Source organism: Polaribacter sp. 2305UL8-11 (assembly GCF_058147165.1).
The window spans coordinates 36,845-55,764 of the sequence record NZ_JBYVJW010000007.1 but is presented as its reverse complement, the minus strand read 5'-3'; the positions used below and the strand labels follow the sequence as shown (position 1 = coordinate 55,764).

Sequence of the window (18,920 nt, the reverse complement as noted above, 5' to 3'; positions counted from 1 at the left end):
GAATGAAAAATTTAAAAACGTTACTATTAATTGCTGTATTTACTTTAGGAGTAGGTGGTGTTGCAAATGCACAAAAAGTAGGTCATATAGACTTTGAAAAATTAATCGCAGAAATGCCACAAACAAAAACCTTGAAATCTGACATAGAAAAGCTAAGCAAAACCTATAGATCAGAAATTGATGGGATGAAGAAAAAGTTAGATGACAAAGTAAAAAAATACACTGCAGAGCAAAATTCTCAAACTAAAGAAGCGAACGATAAAAGAGCTTTAGAAGTACAACAATTAGGGCAACAATTTGAGCAGGCAAGACAATTGGCAATGCAAGAAATGCAGAAGAAACAAGCAGAAGGCTTAAACCCAATTATAGAAAAAGCGCAAAAAGCAATTGAAGAAGTTGCTGCTAGTAAAGGTATTCTTTATGTAATAGACTCAACACCTGGTAAAGGATTGTTAGTAAAAAAGGGTGAAGATTTAATGGCAGCTGTAAAAGCTAAATTAGGCTTCTAACATAACCTTTAAAATAATTTATAAAACCTACTTTTTAAAGTAGGTTTTTTTATTTTTACAAGTATATGAAATCTAATCATTTTCCTATTGGTATTTTTGATTCTGGTGTGGGTGGCACATCTATTTGGCAAGAAATAAAAACTCTTTTACCACAAGAAGATACTATTTACCTTTCTGATAGTAAAAATACTCCTTATGGAGAAAAAAGTAAGCAAGAAATTATTGATTTATCTATAAAAAACACTGAGTTTTTATTAAAACAAAACTGCAAATTAATTGTAGTAGCTTGCAATACAGCCACCACAAATGCTATTAAAACGTTAAGAGCAAAGTACACTATACCTTTTATAGGAATAGAACCTGCCATTAAACCTGCTGCTTTACAAACTAAGACTTCTAAAATTGGAATTTTAGCTACAAAAGGCACTTTAAATAGTGAATTGTTTGAAAAGACATCCAGTTTAATCAATCAAAATATTAGTAGAAAAGAAATTATTGGTAAGGGTTTAGTAGAATTGATAGAGAATGGAAAACTACATTCTAAAGAAATGACAAGTTTGTTAAAAGAGTATTTAAATCCTTTATTAGAAGAAAATATAGATTGTTTGGTTTTAGGTTGCACACATTACCCCTATTTAATTCCACAGATAAGAGAAATTGTAGGCAACAAAATGAAAATTATAGATTCTGGAGAAGCTGTTGCTAGGCAAACAAAAAATATTTTAGAAAAAGAAGTACTTTTTAATAATCAAAATACAAAAGGTATGCACACCTTTTATATCAATAGAAACAAAAAAATCTTAGAACAATTGTTAAAAATTGATAAAAAAACTTCAGTAAAAATTAGTAAAAAAGATTTTTAAAACCTTCCTGTTGGTGAGTTTATATTTGGGCAAGCTGCAGCTCTTGGCTCTCTGGTCCATAAATTAATTCCTAAAGAAATCTGATGAAAACCTGAGTTTGTTAAAACCACATCATTCATTTGCTGGGTATATGTGTAAGAAAACATGTAGTTTTTATAATTTAACCCAATAATCGGAGAAATAAATTGAGCGTCTTCTAAGTTAGTGCTGTCAAAATTTCTTCTATATGATAATGCTGCCCATAAAGTAGACTTGCCAAAGTTTTTGTAGGCTTTTAAATTTACATCTGCAATTCTTTCTCCTGTTCCTTCTCTTAATTGAATCATTACAGAAGGCTCTAATTGTACAAACTTATCTTCCCAGAAAAAGTATCCAGCAGATAAAATATAGTTTCTTAAATCTAAAGATTCTGAAACATTCTGATTATTTTTTGCAGTTAAAAATAAATTTTTTACAGTAAAATAAGAGGAAAAACCTTTAAAGTGGTAAGCCATACTAAAATCTGCATTAAAATAACTTGTACTTTCTATAACAGCAGCTACATTTCTGTCTCCAGTAAAAGTTCTTTGATCTGACTGATTTTGAACAAATGTAAATGCCAACCCAAAAGACAATTGTTTAAAAATTTTACTTGTACTCATGGGAAGATGGTAGGCATAACTCCCTTGAAACCCTTTCTGAGAATGAAATCCGTTTTGATCGTTAAACATCATAAAACCATAACCAGCATTAGAATACTCACCAAATCTAGAATGAAAACTAAGCGTTTGCAACTCTGGTGCATTAGGTATACCTGCCCATTGTCTTCTAGCTGTTAAACGCAATTTACTTGAGTTACCAATACCAGCAGCAGACGGATGAAGTAAATACACATTATCAGATAAATAATCTTGATAAATAGGTAAAGTTTCTTGTGCGTGAGAATTACTTATAAAGAAAACAATAAAAAGAAGACTTAGTCTTGTGTAAAACAACTTCATTAAAGGTAAAAATTTTAACCCACCAAATATATTATATTTCTTATAATAAATACTTCTTATGGTAAAGATTTAACATTGTTTATAAAACTAAATAAAACATTAATTATTGCGCTCTAATATTTAACTTTTAGTGACATGAAGAATTTGCAGAAACTAAATCTAAAACTGGTGCTGGAGAAACATAAGGTATTCCTAACCCTAAACCCCTTAAAACAAATAAAACTCCTATAAAAACAACTACAATAGGAATGGCTTTTTGTATTTTTTTTCTTAACGTTCCTTTTGTAAAATTACCTAAATAAACCACAGAAGTCATTAACGGAATTGTACCCAAGCCAAATAACAACATATACAAACTTCCTGAAAAAGCATTTGTGGCTGCTAAGGCTCCAAAAACGGCCATGTAAACTAAACCACAAGGTAAAAAACCATTTAAAAAACCGATGGTAAAAAAAGTATCATTTCCTTTCTTTTTCAATTCTTTACCTAAAGCGTTTTTTACTTTAAAAATAATTTTATTAATGCTTTTAGAAAAATTTACTCTCGCAAAGAGTTTTGGAAAAACAATTACCAAAACCATACTTACACCAACTATAATAGATAACTGTTGTTGAAACCCAAAAAAATAAAACCCTTTTCCTAAAAAACCGAATAACAATCCTATTAAACTATAAGTAAACAGCCTACCAAAATGATAACTTAAAACCTGAAAAAATCCTTTAGTTTTGTTTTTTCTATCAATTGGTAACATAAAAGCTATTGGCCCACACATGCCCACACAGTGGAAACTGCCTAATAACCCAAATATAATTGCAGATAGAAACATTAGAGATTCAATTCTTTTTTAAATAAATAATCTTTATTTTTATAGTTCCAAGAAACTATAATGTTCCAACGACCATCTAACAAACGTTTCTCAGGCACGAGCAAATATGTATTAGAAATTGAAATAGGCATTTCAAAATCTAATTGTTTATTAGATGGTCTATATAGGAACACTTTTCCTTTAATTTCTTTAGGGGCGAAATTAGAGGGGAACAGTATTTTTAAGCCTTCTTTAACCTTTTTAACTTTTATATTTTCTTTTAATTTTAATGCATTTTTTTCTGCATCTATTTCATCTTGATACTTTAATTCTTGCTGATAATATGTGTCTGTAACCAAATCATGACTGTAAGAATTGTCTGTACTCATCGTAATTACGAAGTACATAATAAATGATATAAAACCCACAATAGCAATAACAATTCCTGTTCCCCAATTAAATTTCATAATATCAAATTTGTCAGGTCGAGCGCAGTCGAGACCTATTTTATTTTACTCCTTTTAAAAAACCTCTCGACTGCGCTCGAGGAGATAATTTAAGTTACTAATTTACCTATAACTTCTTGGTCCTAAAAAGTTGGTTATTGTTGTTTCTATTAACTTATCACCACTAAAAACACCTATTTCAATTTTTTCTTTATCTTTTTTTAATGCAGATGCATTTAGTTCTATAAACAAAGTACCTTCTGCCAAACCCTGTTTTGGGACTATAAAATGATGATTAGAAACCAGTTTTATTTCTCCTTTATGAGACAACAGTTTATAACTTACATCGTTAATATCTTTTGATGTTTTATTAATTACCTTGTATGTATACACATTACTAATAATGTTGTTTTCTTTATGTTGATATAATTGTCCTGGTAATCTTAAAATAGTTGCTTCTACATCGTTTCTTAAAAACAGCATTCCTATTAAAATACCAACCAAGATAAGTAACACTACAGAATATCCTTTAATTCTGGCTGATAACTTAAAAGGTTTCTTTTTGGCAATATTATCTTCACTTGCATACCTAATTAATCCTTTTGGATAACCAACACTCTCCATTATATGATCGCATTCATCAATACAAGCTGTGCAATTTACACACTCTAGTTGTGTTCCATTTCTAATATCTATTCCTGTTGGGCAAACTACTACACATTGTTTACAATCAATACAATCTCCTTTTCCTACAGCAGCTCTATCTTCGTTTTTTCTAAACTTTGCTCTTCCTTTTTCTCCTTCTCCACGTTTGTAATCGTAAGCTACATTAATGGTTTTATTATCTAACAAAACACCTTGTAATCTTCCATAAGGACAAGCTATAATACACACTTGCTCTCTAAACCAAGCAAAAATAAAGTAGAAAACACAAGTAAAAATAATTAATGAAATTAGTGTACTAATATTATCAAAAGGGTTACCAGTAATGTAACTTATCAAAACATCTCCACCTATTAAATAGGCCAAAAAAACATTTGCAATAATGAATGATATTACAAAGAAAATAAACCATTTTAATAGTTTTTTTCGAATCTTATCTGCATTCCATGGTTGTTTACTTAATCTTATTTGTTTTCCTCTGTCTCCTTCTATTAAATATTCTATTTTTCTGAAAACCATTTCTAAAAAAATAGTTTGCGGACAAATCCATCCACAGAAAATACGTCCAAAAACAACTGTAAACAATATGATGAAAACAACACCAATTATCATAGAAACTACCAACAAATAAAAATCTTGTGGCCAAAATGGAAAACTAAATATATTAAACTTACGTTCTAATATATTAAACAACAAAAATTGATTTCCATTAATTTTTATAAAAGGTGCTGATAATAAAAAAACCAGTAAAAAATAACTTACATACGTTCTGTATTTATAAAATTTACCACTTGGTTTTTTAGGAAATACCCAAGAACGCTTCCCTTCTTGATTTACAGTAGCTATACTGTCTCTAAATTGTTCGTCCTTGGGAGTTTCCATTTTTTATTGATTTGAAAAACTTAGTGTTTTCCTATTTGGTGTTACCTTATTCTTCTGTCCACTTTTCTCCTTGAGGCGCTTTAGGTTTTGCAGGAGTCGTTCCTTGTAAAGAAATTACATAGCTAGCTACTTTAGCAATATCTTCGCTTTTTAATAATTTTCCCCAAGGAGTCATTCCTTTTCCAGCTCTACCTCCTTCAGAAATTGTTGTAAAAACATTTTTAATTCCACCTCCTAAAATCCAATATTCGTCTGTTAAATTTGGTCCTACTTGTCCTCCTCCATCTGCTAAATGACAAGATGCACAGTTTAATTTAAAAACTGCTTTACCCCTACTTAAATCTTTGACATCTGTTAATAATGTTACATTATCTGCAGTGTAAGATATTGTATTATTAGATTTATTATAACTCTTTAGCTTTAAATTAGCTTCAGCAACTGCCTTGTTATATTCTACTACTTGATTATCTCCGTCTAAAACTTCAAATCTTACCAAATATACTACTGCAAAAACAATAGTTACATAAAACATATACACCCACCAAGGTGGAAGCGAATTGTCTAACTCTCTAATTCCATCATAATTATGATCTAAAACAATTTCTTCTTCTTCTTCAACAGCTTTCGCTTTTGTCCAAGATTTTAATAGTTTTTGAATCCAAGCATTTTCAGGTTCTGGTACAATACCCTCTTTTTCATTTTGTAATTCTATGGCTTTTTTCTGAGCAGTTACGTTTACAACTTCTTTTAAAACGATTACCAAAATAAAACCAATAAGTGCCAACCAAACTAATGGATTCTCATACACGTCAAATGGGTTTTCGTACACCATAAACGACTTTGCAAGAGCAATAAACGTAACAATTACAAAGATTATATATAATATAGATTGAAAAGATTTTTTCATTGTATTTTGTTTTTTAATGGTCTAAAGGAATGTTACTTACCTTATTAATATATTCTTTTTTTGCGGTAAAAACCCACCAAAATAAGGCAACAAAAAAAGTAAAGAAAATGACTAACGATATCATTGGGTAAATTTCTATACCTGTGATACTCTCCATGTGATTTTTTACAAATTTTAGCATAATCTTAGTTTTTAGCAGTTTCTTTTTTTACTGTAATATCTGTTCCCAAACGTTGTAAATAAGCGATTACAGCAATAATTTCTCTTTCCTTTAAAGGAATAAAATCTTCTCCTTTATCTTTCTTGTCAGAAATCATAGAGTTCTTAATATCCTCATCTTCCATTAAATTTTTGGCAATTGCAGAACCTTGCTTATCCATATTTGTTTTAGCATTAGCAATTTCTTCATCTGTATAAGGAACCCCTAAAGAAACCATAGTTTTCATTTTATCTTCAGTTGAAGATTTATCAAGTTTACTTCTTATAAACCATTTATATGATGGCATAATTGAACCAGGTGATGTACTTTGTGGATCATATAAATGTTGAAAATGCCAAACATCTGATTTACCTCCTAAAATTCTTCCAGGAACCCCTTCTCTAGCTAAATCTGGCCCTGTACGTTTACTTCCCCATAAAAATGGATGGTCGTACACAAACTCACCTGCTTTAGAATATTCTCCATAACGTTCTACTTCACTTCTAAAAGGTCTTACCATTTGTGAGTGACAACCTACACAACCTTCTCTTATGTATAAATCTCTACCTTCTAATTCTAAAGGTGTATAGGGTTTTACACTGCTAATTGTTGGTATATTAGATTTTACTAATAACGTTGGAATAATCTGAACAACACCTCCAATTAAAATAGCGATGGTTGCATAAATTGTTAATTTAATTGGTTTTCTTTCTATCCAAGTATGCCATCCTTCTCCTTTAGTTCTGTATTTAGGTACTTTTGTTAATGCTGCAGCTTCTGCTAATTCATCTTCTACTCCACTTCCAGATTTTACAGTTTTTACAACATTGTACAACATTACAATGGCTCCAATAATAAACATTGTTCCACCAATGGCACGCATCCAATACATTGGAATAATCTCATTTACAGTTTCTAAAAAGTTTCCATACGTTAAAGATCCATCAGGGTTGAATTGTTTCCACATAGAAGCTTGTACAAAACCTGCCACATACATTGGTAAAGCGTACATAATAATACCTAAAGTACCAATCCAAAAATGGAAATTTGCCAATGCTGTAGAGTATAGTTTTGTTTTAAACATTCTTGGTATTAACCAATACAACATACCAAATGTTAAAAATCCGTTCCAAGCTAGTGCACCAACGTGTACGTGTGCAATAATCCAATCACTAAAGTGCGCAATTGCATTTACATTTTTAAGCGATAACATTGGCCCTTCAAAAGTTGCCATACCATAACCTGTAATGGCTACCACCATAAATTTTAAAACAGGATCTGTACGTACTTTATCCCAAGCACCTCTTAGAGTTAATAAACCGTTTATCATACCTCCCCAAGATGGAGCAATTAACATTACAGAAAACGCAACTCCTAAATTTTGAGCCCAATCTGGTAAAGATGTATATAACAAATGGTGAGGTCCAGCCCAGATATAAATAAAAATTAAAGACCAAAAGTGTACAATAGATAATCTGTAAGAATATACAGGTCTGTTTGCTGCTTTAGGTACAAAATAATACATTAACCCTAAAAATGGTGTTGTTAAGAAAAATGCCACAGCATTATGTCCATACCACCATTGTACAAGAGCATCTTGGACTCCTGCATATACAGAATAACTTTTTAAGAAACCAACTGGTAATGCTAAACTATTAAAAATGTGTAGTACAGCAACTGTTACAAATGTTCCTAAATAAAACCAAATGGCAACATATAAATGACGTTGTCTTCTTTGTAAGATTGTCCAAATCATATTTACACCAAATGCTACCCAAACAAGAGCTATTGCAATATCTATTGGCCACTCTAACTCTGCATATTCTTTTGAACTTGTATATCCTAAAGGCAATGTAATGGCTGCTGCAACTATAATTGCTTGCCATCCCCAGAAATTAAAATTACTTAAAAAATTACTTGCCATTCTTGCTTTTAACAATCTTTGTAGAGAGTAATAAATTCCAGCAAAAATTGCATTTCCAACAAACGCAAATATTACTGCATTTGTATGTAAAGGTCTTAAACGACCAAAGCTTAACCAAGAAATACCATCTGTTAAGTTTGGGAATAAGAACATTAAAGCTAAAAGTAAACCTACACTAAACCCAACTATTCCCCATAGTAAGGTTGCATAAATAAACTTTTTAACGATTTTATTATCGTAATAAAATTGTTGCATCTCCATAATATAAAATTTAGTCTAAAGTTGATTTTTCTTGTTTTTCTATAATTAGTTCATCATCAAAAAGCATACGAACAGATGGCGTGTACGAATCATCATACTGCCCTTTTTTTACGGAATAAATAAATGCTATAAAAAAAACAATAGCCACTAAAATACTTAGTGTTAGTAGTAGGTATATTACGCTCATATCTTGCCTGATAATTAATTCATCAAAAATAATATTGATTGTATTCTTAAAACATGACATTTATCATATTCTTAAAAAAATGTTAAACAGTCATAGAAAATAATTGGGTTTTTGGTTTGTTTTTTAATAAATGAACATCAAAAGCCATACAAATATTTCTAACATAGGGTCTTGCTTTTTCTGGTATTGAAATTGAATCCTCATCAATACAAACCAAACCATCGTTTTCCATTTCTTGTAATAATTTTAAATGTTTTTCAATATTATTTATTTTCATTGAATCTTCTTTCCATGAAGTGGAAAAATGACACATCATATTTAATATATGTTTTCTAATAATTTGATCTTCTTCAGATAATAAATGCCCTCTAAAAATTGGGATTTCTCCTTTGTTAACCAATTTCTGATATTCTTTTACAGTTTTTACATTTTGTGCAAATGCATACCAAGAATCGGAAATGGCAGACATTCCTAAACCAATCATTAATTGTGTTTTATTGGCTGTATAACCCATAAAATTTCTATGCAATGTTTTATTGATGGTTGCTGCATACAAACTATCTGTTTTCAACGCAAAATGATCCATGCCAATCTCTACATAACCCAATTCTGCAAAGAGTTCTTTGCCAATTTCATACAATTCTCTTTTCTCATCATCTTTTGGTAAATCATTCTCATTAAAACCTCTTTGGCCAACTCCTTTTACCCAAGGTACGTGTGCGTAACTGTAAAATGAAATTCTATCAGGTTGTAATTCTTTGGTTTTGTTAATAGTATGAATTACATTTTCTTTGGTTTGAAATGGTAACCCAAAAATTAAATCGTGACTTACAGATGTAAAACCAATTTCTCTAGACCATTTTGTGACTTGTGCTACTGCTTTAAAAGGCTGAATTCTATGAATTGCCTTTTGTACTTTTTCATTGTAATCTTGCACTCCAAAACTAACTCTTGTAAATCCACAATCGAACAAAGTTTGCAATTGTTCTTTGGTGGTATTATTTGGATGCCCTTCGAAACTAAATTCGTGTTCAGGATGTTTTTTAGCAATAGAAAAAACACCATCCATTAGATATTGTAAGTTTTCTTTTGAGAAAAAAGTGGGTGTTCCTCCTCCTAAATGCAACTCTTTAACAATCGGTTTTTCATCAACCAAAGCAACATACAATTTCCATTCTTTTAAAACGGTTTCTATATACTCCTCCTCTACTTCGTGTCTTTTTGTAATGTGTTTATGACAGGCACAAAACGTACACAAACTCTCACAAAAAGGCAAGTGAATGTACAAGCTAATGCCTTCTGATTGATTACTTTCTATAAACGATTTTTGAAAAGATTGTATCCAATCTTGTTTATCTATTCCTGCTTTATTCCAATAAGGTACAGTTGGATAACTGGTGTATCTTGGTCCTGGAATGTTATATTTTTGTATTAATGATTTTTTCATTTGTGTATTACTTTGTCAGGTCGAGCGCAGTCGAGACCAGATTAACCTCTCGACTGTGCTCGAGGAAACATTTTATATTTTAAGCCAATTCTAAAGCAATTTCTATCATTTCTTTAAAGGTTTGTTCTCTCTCATCTGCTGTGGTTCTTTGTTTGGTAACCAAACTATCTGAAATGGTTAAAATAGACAGCGCATTTACATTGTATTTTGCTGCAACAGTATACAAGCCAGAGGTTTCCATTTCTACACACAATACACCATAATCTGCCCATTTTTTATAACTCTCAAAATCATCAGCATAAAACTCATCAGAACTTAAAATACCTCCAGCTTTTATAGAAATATTTTTTTCTTTAGCAACTTCTATGGCTTTTTGAAACAGTTTAAAACTTGCAGTTGGTGCAAAATCAGCTCCGTTAAAACGGATGGTATTTAATCCAGAATTTGTAGAAGCAGCCATTGCCAACACAATATCTCTTATTTTTACTTCTTTTTGATAAGAACCTGCAGAACCTACTCTAATTAAGTTTTTAACTCCATATTCTGTAATGATTTCTGTTGCATAAATTAATGTAGATGGAATGCCCATTCCTGTTCCTTGCACAGAAATTCTTTTACCTTTATAGGTTCCTGTAAAACCTAACATTCCTCTAACATCATTGTATTTTTTAATGTCTTTTAAAAAAGTATCTGCAATCCATTTTGCTCTCATTGGATCTCCAGGTAACAAAACCGTTTCTGCAATTTCTCCCTTTTTTGCTTCTATATGAACACTCATTGTCTTTTATTTTTTATCACTTTTGATAACATTTTTAACTCTTTTTACACTATCTGTTTTAGAGAGTGTTAAACGCACAACACTTTCTTCTAAAGCTGTCAAATTATGAACTTCATGTGGCTTTAATGCAATAATATCTCCAGCATTCATTTGTTCCATTTCTTTGTTTACGCCAAAATTGATAATTCCCTTTATCACTTGAACAATTATGGCAAAAGGTGCTTGATGGTATTCCATTACTTGCCCTTTTTTAAAGACAATTCTTATTTCTTTAGAAAACTCTGTATCTAATAATAAAGATAATGTGGGTTTGGTTTCACTAAATTTAAGGTCTTTTAAAAACGAAGCTATTTTCATGATTGCTATTTTATTTTATTTCCTAATATATTGGTTGAAATTGTTGTAAAAACAACAATACTTATTGAACTTAAAGGCATTAAAATTGCAGCAATTACAGGCATTAACTGTCCTGTAACTGCAAAATACAATCCTACTACATTATAACATAAAGACAGTATAAAACAGTATTTTATAATTTGGATTGCTTTTTTTGATGCATTTATATATGTTTCTATTTTATTAAATTTTGATGCATCTAAAATTCCATCACAAGCAGGAGAAAAAACATTAATATTTTCTGACAAAGCAATACCAACATCACTTTGCGCTAAAGCCCCAGCATCATTTAAACCATCACCAATCATCATTACTTTTTGATGGTTTTTCTGTAGGTTTGCTATCACTTGTAATTTATCTTCTGGTTTTTGGTTGAATAATAACTGCGTTTCTTTAGGCAAATATTTTTCTAAATAAACTTTTTCTCCTTCATTATCTCCAGATACAACAGCTAAATCATATTCGTTTTTTAATGAATTAAAAAGTGATTCTACTCCTTTTCTATAAGAATTTTTAAATGTGAATTTTCCTTTATAAACTTTATTAAAACTGATGTGTACAGAAGTATCTAATGCCGATTTTTCTTTATTATTACTCACATAAGATGATGAACCTAATTTTAAATTTACGTCATTATATGTTACTTCAATTCCTTTTCCGACAATTTCTTTATAATCTGAAATAGTAACAGTATCAACATCAGCAAAAGAACCATATAAAGTTCTACTTAGTGGATGATTAGATGCTCTTAATGTGCTTTTTAAAATGCTTTTTTCATTTTCATTTAAGGCAATTCCATCATACAAAATTGTATTTTCTTTATGCGTTGTAAGTGTTCCTGTTTTATCAAAAATAACAGTATCTATTGCAGCTAATTGCTCTACAACAGTGGCATTTTTTAAATAGAATTTTTGCTTTCCAAAAATACGCAACATATTTCCTAAAGTAAACGGAGCTGCAAGAGCAATTGCACAAGGACAAGCAATAATTAAAACAGCAGTAAAAACGTTTAATGCTTTGCTTGTATCAAAAAACATCCAAAAAGCAGTTGATACAAAAGCAATTAATAAAACAATAATTGTAAAATTTTTGCTGATAGTATCTGTAATTGTTTTAAAAGATGATTTTTTATCTTTTTGAAAAACATCATTACTCCATAATTGTGTTAAGTAACTTTGAGAAACAGAAGCCAAAACTTCCATTTCTAAAATTCCTGACATTTGTTTTCCGCCAGCAAATAATTTATCGCCAGATTTTTTTGCAACAGGTTCTGCTTCTCCTGTAACAAAACTGTAATCAATATTAGCATTTCCGTTGATTAAAATTCCATCAACAGGTATTAATTCTTGGTTTCTAATTAAAAGTCTATCTCCTTTTTCTATATCGTAAATCTGTACATTTTCTTCTTTATCATTCTTAATTCTAGTAACAGCAATTGGAAAATACGATTTATAATCTCGCTCAAAAGACAGAAAATTATAGGTTTTTTGTTGAAAAAATTTCCCCAATAATAAAAAGAAGACTAATCCTGTTAAACTATCAAAAAAACCAGTTCCAAAGTCGAAAATGATTTCTACAGAGCTTCTTATGAATAATACAGAAATACCCAATGCAATTGGCACATCTATATTTAAAATTTTAGAACGCAAACCTTTGTATGCAGAAATAAAGTAATCTCTACCAGCGTAAAAAACCACTGGTAAAGAAAAGAAAAACATTAACCACCTAAAGGTGTTTTTGTATTTCTCTAACCAAAAACCATCTACTTCAAAATATTCTGGAAATGAGAGAAACATTACGTTTCCAAAAGCAAAACCAGCAATTCCGAGTTTGTAAATTAGGCTTCTATCAACTGCTTTTTTACCAGCTTCGTAATCTTCTAAACTAATGTATGGTTCGTATCCAATAGAACTTAATAAAAGTACAATTTCTTTTAAAGAAGTTTCATCAGAATTATACGTAATTCTTACTTTTTTCTTAGGAAAATCTACCTGAGAAGCAACTACTTTAGGATTTAATTTATGTAAGTTTTCTAAGACCCAAATACAAGAACTACAATGAATGTGTGGGATATATAAAGTTGTTATCTGTGTTTTTCCATCATTAAAATCCAATAATTTATCTACAATTTCTTGGTTGTCCAAAAAATCATATTTTCCTTGAATTTCTGTAGGAATTGCACCTGGATTGTCTTGAAAATCGTAATAACAAGTTAAATCGTTTTCAGAAAAAATCTCGTAAACTGTTTTGCAGCCATTGCAACAGAAAGATTTTTTATCAAACTTAATTAAACCATCATCACAAGAATCACCACAGTGATAACATTGTGTAGAATTCATATTTACTCTTTTGCCTGTGGCAAATTTCGAACAAGATTTCTTTTTATTATATGATATTTATCACATTTTTAATATCTTTGATATACTAACACTACAACTTATTATGAGCAAATGCGAACAGTGCATTATCCGTCAATTTAATTCCTTAAAACATTTAAGTAGAGAAGAATTGGTAAGAATGTCTAATTGTAAAACTTCTAAAGTTATTAAAAAAGGCGAAGCTATATTTGAAGAAGGAGAACGCTTAAAAGGTGTTTTTTGTATTAAAGATGGTATTTGCAAGGTTTCTAAAATGAGTGAAAATGGAAGAAATCAAATTATTAGTTTAGTTACCAAAGGAGATTTATTGGGAGAAAGAAGTCTAATTTCTGATGAGTCTTCTAATTTAAAAGCCATTGCTTTAAATGATATGGAGGTTTGTTTTATACCTAAGGAAGAAATTATGAAAGACCTAGAAAAAAACCCCAGTTTTTCTATGAGTGTTTTAAAAGATATGGCAAAAACTTTAAAACAAGCAGATAATGTAATTGTAGATATGGCTCAAAAAACAGTAAAACAACGTTTGGCAGAAACATTATTAAACTTACATGCAAAATTTGGGGTAAATGAAGAAGATACTATAAATGTTCATCTTTCTAGAGAAGATATTGCTAACATTATTGGTACTGCAACAGAATCTGCAATTAGATTATTATCTGGATTGAAAAAAGAAAAAATCATAGCCTTTAAAGGAAAAGATATTTCTATTCTTAATCATAAAGAGTTAGAGAAAATTGCTCAGAAATTTTAGAAACACTATTTTATAAGTAACCTTTGTAATTTTATAAAAAACATTACAAATCTTTTTTAATAAAAAAAATTGCTTAAATTAGTGACCACTAAGAAGTTAAAAAAATACATTGAAAAAAAAAGCTAAAAATCTAAACTATAATTTACGAAAATCGCATTCAATTTATTACATAAAATACTGTAAATAAACAAAGTACTATTATTTTGAATATTTTTTATGATTTTCCAAATCATAGAAAATCTAAAAACTTTAGAATCATATATATTAAATTTTATTATGTATGCTAAAATTTAGAAATAAGTTTTTTTTAACCCTAATTAAAAAAAGAAATAAATGCATCATAGTGAAGAAAAAGAAAAAGTAAAAAAATTACCTCTAGAACAAGACAGTAAATTTGAGTTATTATTCAAAACAATGAGTCTTGGTGTTACCTACCAAAACAACAAAGGAGAGGTAACAGATGCAAATCCTGCTGCTTTAAAAATTTTAGGGCTTTCATTAGACCAAATGAAAGGAAAAACTTCTTTTGACCCTAATTGGAAATCTATTCATGAAGATGGTTCTATTTATCTAGCTGAAACACACCCAAGTATGTTGGCTTTAAAAACAGGAAAACCTGTTTTAAATAAAGTAATGGGTGTTATAAACTCTCAAGAAAAAGAATATAGGTGGATAAAAATAGACGCCATTCCTCAATTTAAAAACAAAGAAAAAAAACCTTATCAAGTTTATACAACATTTGCAGATATAACTATTGTAAAAAATACAGAAATTCTCTTAAAGGAAAATGAGTTACGTTATAAAAAAGCCCAACAGATGGGTAATGTAGGAAATTGGGAATTTAATTTTAAAACTGGTAAATTATGGGGGTCAGAGCAAACACATCATATTTTTGGTTATAACCCTAAAACAGATTTTTTAAATTTCGACTTTATAGAAAGTTGTATTATAGATAAAGATTATGTGAGAAATTCTACTATAAATTTCATTGAAAACGGTGGTATTTATAGCTTAGAATATAAAATAAAACCAAAAGCTTCAGATAATATAAAAACAGTTCTTTCTAAAGCAGAATTAATTTATGATAAAGAAGGTAAGCCTCTAAAAATTATAGGTCTCATACAAGATATTACTATAAGAAAACAATCTGAAAGTAAATTAAAAGATAGCGAAAATAAAATTTTTAAAATTCTAAAAAACAGTTCAAATTCTATTGTTTTCGCAAAATTAAGTAACTATAAGATTATAGATTGTAATAATGCGTTTTCTAAATTAACAGGTTACTCAATAGAAAAATTAAAAGGGTATAAATTAAATGAAATTTCTCTTTGGAAATCCAACAGAAAAAGAATAAAATTCTTTAACAAATTAAAAACAAAAAGAAAAGCAAAAGATTTTGAAGCCAAATTTTATCATAAGTCAGGTAAAATTATTATTTGGAAAATTTCTGCAGAAATTATTATAATAGACCAAAATGAATATGTTTTAGCAATTATTGAAGATCTTACTAAGGTTAGAAAGTCTCAGCAACTATTAAAAAAACAAAACAACTTTGCTTATACAATGACAGAAAACCATCCTGCAGGCATTGTAGCTTGTAATGCAGAAGGTAAACTGGTCTTATTTAATAAAACTGCAAAAAAATGGCATGGTATTGATGTTAAAGAAATACCTAAAGAAGAGTGGGCTAAACAATATAGCCTTTATAAACCAGACTTAAAAACACTACTAAAGACTGATGAAATTCCTCTTATACAAGCTTTTAACAACAAAGAAATTGTAAACTTTGAGATGGTAATTAAAGCCAAAAATCAAGAACCTAGATTTGTTATTTGTAATGGAGCTGCTTTTTTAGATAAGAATGGAAACAAATTAGGGGCGCTAGCAGTAATGAATGATATTACACATTTAAAACTAATTGAAAAAGATTTAAAAAGAAACGAGTTTGAAATAAAGAAAGCTTTAAAGAAAGTAGAGCAAAGCAAATTTTTACTAAATGAATCAGAAAAAATAGCAAGTGTTGGTTCTTGGGAGATTGATTTAGCCACACAGAAAGTAAATTGGTCAGACCAAGTTTTTAAACTTCATGGACTTCCTATTGGTAAGCTTCCTACACTAGAAGAAGCTTTAGATTTTTTTATAGATGGCTCTAAAGAAATACTCTCTAATGCTATTAATGAAAGTATTTCAAAGAATAAAAAATATGATTTAGAGTTAAAATTTCAGAACGCACAAAAAGAAAAACTTTGGATTAATACCATAGGATACCCAATAACCAACCAAAAAAATGAAGTAATAGGTTTAAGAGGCGTTGTACAAGATATTACAGAAAAAAAATTAAACAGAGAAAAAATAGAAAAAGCTCTTAAAGAAGTAGAACAGAGTAAATTTCTTTTAAGTGAATCCGAAAAAATTGCCAAAGTTGGTGCATGGGAATCTGATTTTACTACCCAAGAAGTAAAATGGTCTGATCAAGTTTTTCATATTTACGGCTTACCAATTGGTAAAATACCTCCTTCAGAAAAAGCAATGAGTTACTTTATTGATGGTGACAGAGAAAAACTTGAAAAAGCCATAGAAGAAACTGTTAGAGAAAACAAAAAGTATGATTTGGAATTAAGATTCCAAAATGAGCAAAAACAAAAACTTTGGGTAAACTCTATAGGCTATCCAATTTCTAATGAAAAAGGAGAAGTTGTTGGTATAAGAGGAATTTTTCAAGACATTACAGAACAAAAACTAATTAGATCTAAAGTAGAAAAAAGCCAGGAAATGCACCTATTGCTAGCAAACAACACTAGTGATATTATTTGCATACAAGATCCAGACAGTACATTTAGATATATAACTCCTTCTGTAAAAAATATTTTAGGCTATAAACAAGAAGAGTTTATTGGCAAAAAAATATTTAAAATCGTACATAAAGAAGATTTTTTACCTCTAAAAAATACAATAAGAGAAAAAATTCTTAAAGGTAAAACCAAAGAAGCATATCCTTTTAGAGCTCGTCATAAAAAAGGACACTACATTTGGTTAGAATTTTTATCATCGCCAGTATATAAAAATGGTAAAATTAATTATTTTGTTACCTCTGCTAGAAATATAACTCAATGGATTCTTGCGAAAGAAAAAATCCAAAAATACCAATCATCACTTCAACAATTAACTAATGAAATTACTATAATTGAAGAAAAACAGAAAAAAGAAATCGCCTCAAATATTCATGATAACTTGAGTCAGGCTCTAGTAATTTCTAAAATGAAAATTAGTCAATTAAAAAAGAATTCTCAATTAAAAATAATTGACAACGATTTAAAGTTTATAGAATCTCACATTTCTAAAGCGTTAGAAAACAGTCGTAAAATTACTTATGAACTCTCTCCACCAATTTTATATCAATTGGGTATAATTGATGCTTTAAATTGGCTTTTAGAAAATTTAGGTAGTATTCATAAAATTAATTTCAAACTTAAAACAAAGGTCTTAAGTGCTAAGCTTAGTGAAACAAAATCTATCATACTTTACAGAAGTGTGCAAGAGGTAATTACCAACGCAATAAAATATGCAAATGCTTCTTCAATTACCTTAAACATTGTAAAAGACAATGAACAGATTACAATTTTTATTGATGATGATGGAGTTGGTTTTGATACTTCAAAATTAAGTAATATTAACAATCATACAGATTCAGGTTTTGGGCTATTTACTGTTAAAGAAAGAATTAGCAACTTAAATGGAGAGTTTAAAATTGAATCAAAAATAAATAAAGGAACAAAGGTTAAATTATCTATCCCCCTGTCTAAATGATAAATAAAAGCGAAATTAAAATTGTACTAGTTGATGACCATAAATTACTTAGAGATGGTTTAAAAAATATTATAGAACAAAAATCTAATTTAAAAGTAATTGGTGAAGCTTCCAATGGAAGAGAAGCTGTAAAATTATGCATAAAATTAATGCCAGATGTTGTCCTTATAGATATTGCAATGCCAGATTTAAATGGTGTAGAAGCAACAAAACAGATTTTAAAAGAAAATCCAGAAACAAAAATAATAGGGCTTTCTATGCACTCTACCAAACAGTTTATACAAGGAATGTTTAATGCAGGTGCTTACGGTTATTTATTAAAAGATGGAGATTCTGAAGAGTTAATTATTGCTATTACAACAGTAATAGAAAAAAGAAAATATTTATCAAAAGACATCAATCAAGAATATCTTACAAAGATTAAAAGTGGTGGTACAATAGAAAATGCAAAGTTAAGCACTAGAGAAAAAGAAGTTTTACAATTAATAGCAGAGGGTAATTCTTCTAAAGAAATTGGAGAAGTATTATTCTTAAGTTCTAAAACTGTAGATGTTCATAGAAATAATATTATGAAAAAAATTGATCTTTATACAATTCCAGAATTAACAAAATATGCTATAAAAAAAGGTTTAACTTCTTTATAAAAAGAAAAATACTTCTTATAATATTTTATAAATAAAAAATAAATAAGCATATTGCTTACTTTAACTACAAGTAAAATCAATTACTTTTGTATA

Annotated in this window: 17 protein-coding genes; 5 read left to right on the top strand and 12 right to left on the bottom strand. The window is 29.3% G+C overall.

All coding sequences use genetic code 11. From position 1 onward, the window contains the following. The first annotated feature begins 2 nt into the window (after positions 1 to 2). A complete protein-coding gene (locus ACY2RW_RS08020; protein ID WP_490122196.1) occupies positions 3 to 509 on the top strand; it encodes an OmpH/Skp family outer membrane protein in 507 nt (168 codons plus the stop codon). Positions 510 to 574: 65 nt separating this feature from the next. Then, a complete protein-coding gene (murI, locus tag ACY2RW_RS08015) occupies positions 575 to 1,372 on the top strand; it encodes a glutamate racemase (RefSeq protein WP_490122195.1) in 798 nt (265 codons plus the stop codon). Here the strand turns inward: murI and ACY2RW_RS08010 are convergent. The 12 genes from ACY2RW_RS08010 to ACY2RW_RS07955 all read right to left on the bottom strand — a co-directional run bounded on the left by ACY2RW_RS08010 (position 1,369) and on the right by ACY2RW_RS07955 (position 13,586). After that, positions 1,369 to 2,352, bottom strand: a complete 984-nt coding sequence (locus ACY2RW_RS08010) for a PorP/SprF family type IX secretion system membrane protein (RefSeq protein WP_490122194.1) — start codon at positions 2,350 to 2,352, stop codon at positions 1,369 to 1,371. The two genes, murI and ACY2RW_RS08010, sit on opposite strands and share 4 nt — an antisense overlap. 127 nt (positions 2,353 to 2,479) lie before the next feature. After that, on the bottom strand, positions 2,480 to 3,178 hold the full coding sequence (locus ACY2RW_RS08005) for a sulfite exporter TauE/SafE family protein (protein WP_490122193.1): 699 nt from the start codon (positions 3,176 to 3,178) through the stop codon (positions 2,480 to 2,482). Next, the gene (locus tag ACY2RW_RS08000; RefSeq protein WP_490122192.1) at positions 3,178 to 3,624 is read right to left on the bottom strand and encodes a FixH family protein; all 447 of its coding nucleotides are present in this window, start codon (positions 3,622 to 3,624) and stop codon (positions 3,178 to 3,180) included. The genes ACY2RW_RS08005 and ACY2RW_RS08000 overlap by 1 nt, the downstream gene beginning before the upstream one ends. A gap of 102 nt (positions 3,625 to 3,726) precedes the next feature. Beyond that, positions 3,727 to 5,148 (bottom strand): cytochrome c oxidase accessory protein CcoG, encoded by a 1,422-nt coding sequence (ccoG, locus tag ACY2RW_RS07995; RefSeq protein WP_490122191.1) that lies wholly within the window; start codon positions 5,146 to 5,148, stop codon positions 3,727 to 3,729. Between the two features lie 46 nt (positions 5,149 to 5,194). Further along, a complete protein-coding gene (locus ACY2RW_RS07990) occupies positions 5,195 to 6,055 on the bottom strand; it encodes a cbb3-type cytochrome c oxidase N-terminal domain-containing protein (protein ID WP_490122190.1) in 861 nt (286 codons plus the stop codon). Between the two features lie 13 nt (positions 6,056 to 6,068). Beyond that, positions 6,069 to 6,236 carry a CcoQ/FixQ family Cbb3-type cytochrome c oxidase assembly chaperone gene (locus ACY2RW_RS07985; RefSeq protein ID WP_490122189.1) on the bottom strand — a complete coding sequence of 56 codons (168 nt, stop codon included), beginning with the start codon at positions 6,234 to 6,236 and terminating at the stop codon, positions 6,069 to 6,071. A 4-nt stretch (positions 6,237 to 6,240) separates the two neighbouring features. Next, positions 6,241 to 8,439, bottom strand: a complete 2,199-nt coding sequence (gene ccoN / locus ACY2RW_RS07980) for a cytochrome-c oxidase, cbb3-type subunit I (RefSeq protein ID WP_490122188.1) — start codon at positions 8,437 to 8,439, stop codon at positions 6,241 to 6,243. Between the two features lie 10 nt (positions 8,440 to 8,449). After that, positions 8,450 to 8,626 (bottom strand): cbb3-type cytochrome oxidase assembly protein CcoS, encoded by a 177-nt coding sequence (gene ccoS, locus ACY2RW_RS07975; RefSeq protein ID WP_490122187.1) that lies wholly within the window; start codon positions 8,624 to 8,626, stop codon positions 8,450 to 8,452. Between the two features lie 82 nt (positions 8,627 to 8,708). Then, positions 8,709 to 10,073: an oxygen-independent coproporphyrinogen III oxidase gene (gene hemN, locus ACY2RW_RS07970; RefSeq protein WP_490122186.1), complete on the bottom strand. Its 1,365-nt coding sequence runs from the start codon at positions 10,071 to 10,073 to the stop codon at positions 8,709 to 8,711. A gap of 79 nt (positions 10,074 to 10,152) precedes the next feature. Continuing rightward, complete coding sequence (deoD, locus tag ACY2RW_RS07965; protein WP_490122185.1) at positions 10,153 to 10,851, bottom strand: purine-nucleoside phosphorylase; 699 nt, start codon at positions 10,849 to 10,851, stop codon at positions 10,153 to 10,155. A gap of 6 nt (positions 10,852 to 10,857) precedes the next feature. Beyond that, entirely contained in the window at positions 10,858 to 11,208 is a 351-nt protein-coding gene (locus ACY2RW_RS07960; RefSeq protein WP_490122184.1) for an AraC family ligand binding domain-containing protein, read from the bottom strand. Between the two features lie 5 nt (positions 11,209 to 11,213). Then, positions 11,214 to 13,586 (bottom strand): heavy metal translocating P-type ATPase, encoded by a 2,373-nt coding sequence (locus tag ACY2RW_RS07955; RefSeq protein ID WP_490122183.1) that lies wholly within the window; start codon positions 13,584 to 13,586, stop codon positions 11,214 to 11,216. 103 nt (positions 13,587 to 13,689) lie between these two features. Here ACY2RW_RS07955 and ACY2RW_RS07950 point away from each other — a divergent pair, with 103 nt between their 5' ends. From ACY2RW_RS07950 to ACY2RW_RS07940, 3 genes are all read left to right on the top strand, one after another. Further along, positions 13,690 to 14,376: a Crp/Fnr family transcriptional regulator gene (locus ACY2RW_RS07950; RefSeq protein WP_490122182.1), complete on the top strand. Its 687-nt coding sequence runs from the start codon at positions 13,690 to 13,692 to the stop codon at positions 14,374 to 14,376. A gap of 333 nt (positions 14,377 to 14,709) precedes the next feature. Beyond that, positions 14,710 to 18,183, top strand: coding sequence for a PAS domain-containing sensor histidine kinase (locus ACY2RW_RS07945; protein ID WP_490122181.1), 3,474 nt, complete (start codon positions 14,710 to 14,712; stop codon positions 18,181 to 18,183). After that, a complete protein-coding gene (locus ACY2RW_RS07940) occupies positions 18,180 to 18,827 on the top strand; it encodes a response regulator (protein ID WP_490122180.1) in 648 nt (215 codons plus the stop codon). The genes ACY2RW_RS07945 and ACY2RW_RS07940 overlap by 4 nt, the downstream gene beginning before the upstream one ends. Positions 18,828 to 18,920 lie beyond the last annotated feature (93 nt).

Excerpts from the sequence above, each read along its gene's own strand:
- ACY2RW_RS08020 (WP_490122196.1), top strand. The coding sequence starts at position 3 with ATGAAAAATTTAAAAACGTTACTATTAATTGCTGTATTTACTTTAGGA.
- murI (WP_490122195.1), top strand. The coding sequence starts at position 575 with ATGAAATCTAATCATTTTCCTATTGGTATTTTTGATTCTGGTGTGGGT.
- ACY2RW_RS08010 (WP_490122194.1), bottom strand. The coding sequence starts at position 2,352 with ATGAAGTTGTTTTACACAAGACTAAGTCTTCTTTTTATTGTTTTCTTT.
- ACY2RW_RS08005 (WP_490122193.1), bottom strand. The coding sequence starts at position 3,178 with ATGTTTCTATCTGCAATTATATTTGGGTTATTAGGCAGTTTCCACTGT.
- ACY2RW_RS08000 (WP_490122192.1), bottom strand. The coding sequence starts at position 3,624 with ATGAAATTTAATTGGGGAACAGGAATTGTTATTGCTATTGTGGGTTTT.
- ccoG (WP_490122191.1), bottom strand. The coding sequence starts at position 5,148 with ATGGAAACTCCCAAGGACGAACAATTTAGAGACAGTATAGCTACTGTA.
- ACY2RW_RS07990 (WP_490122190.1), bottom strand. The coding sequence starts at position 6,055 with ATGAAAAAATCTTTTCAATCTATATTATATATAATCTTTGTAATTGTT.
- ACY2RW_RS07985 (WP_490122189.1), bottom strand. The coding sequence starts at position 6,236 with ATGCTAAAATTTGTAAAAAATCACATGGAGAGTATCACAGGTATAGAA.
- ccoN (WP_490122188.1), bottom strand. The coding sequence starts at position 8,439 with ATGGAGATGCAACAATTTTATTACGATAATAAAATCGTTAAAAAGTTT.
- ccoS (WP_490122187.1), bottom strand. The coding sequence starts at position 8,626 with ATGAGCGTAATATACCTACTACTAACACTAAGTATTTTAGTGGCTATT.
- hemN (WP_490122186.1), bottom strand. The coding sequence starts at position 10,073 with ATGAAAAAATCATTAATACAAAAATATAACATTCCAGGACCAAGATAC.
- deoD (WP_490122185.1), bottom strand. The coding sequence starts at position 10,851 with ATGAGTGTTCATATAGAAGCAAAAAAGGGAGAAATTGCAGAAACGGTT.
- ACY2RW_RS07960 (WP_490122184.1), bottom strand. The coding sequence starts at position 11,208 with ATGAAAATAGCTTCGTTTTTAAAAGACCTTAAATTTAGTGAAACCAAA.
- ACY2RW_RS07955 (WP_490122183.1), bottom strand. The coding sequence starts at position 13,586 with ATGAATTCTACACAATGTTATCACTGTGGTGATTCTTGTGATGATGGT.
- ACY2RW_RS07950 (WP_490122182.1), top strand. The coding sequence starts at position 13,690 with ATGAGCAAATGCGAACAGTGCATTATCCGTCAATTTAATTCCTTAAAA.
- ACY2RW_RS07945 (WP_490122181.1), top strand. The coding sequence starts at position 14,710 with ATGCATCATAGTGAAGAAAAAGAAAAAGTAAAAAAATTACCTCTAGAA.
- ACY2RW_RS07940 (WP_490122180.1), top strand. The coding sequence starts at position 18,180 with ATGATAAATAAAAGCGAAATTAAAATTGTACTAGTTGATGACCATAAA.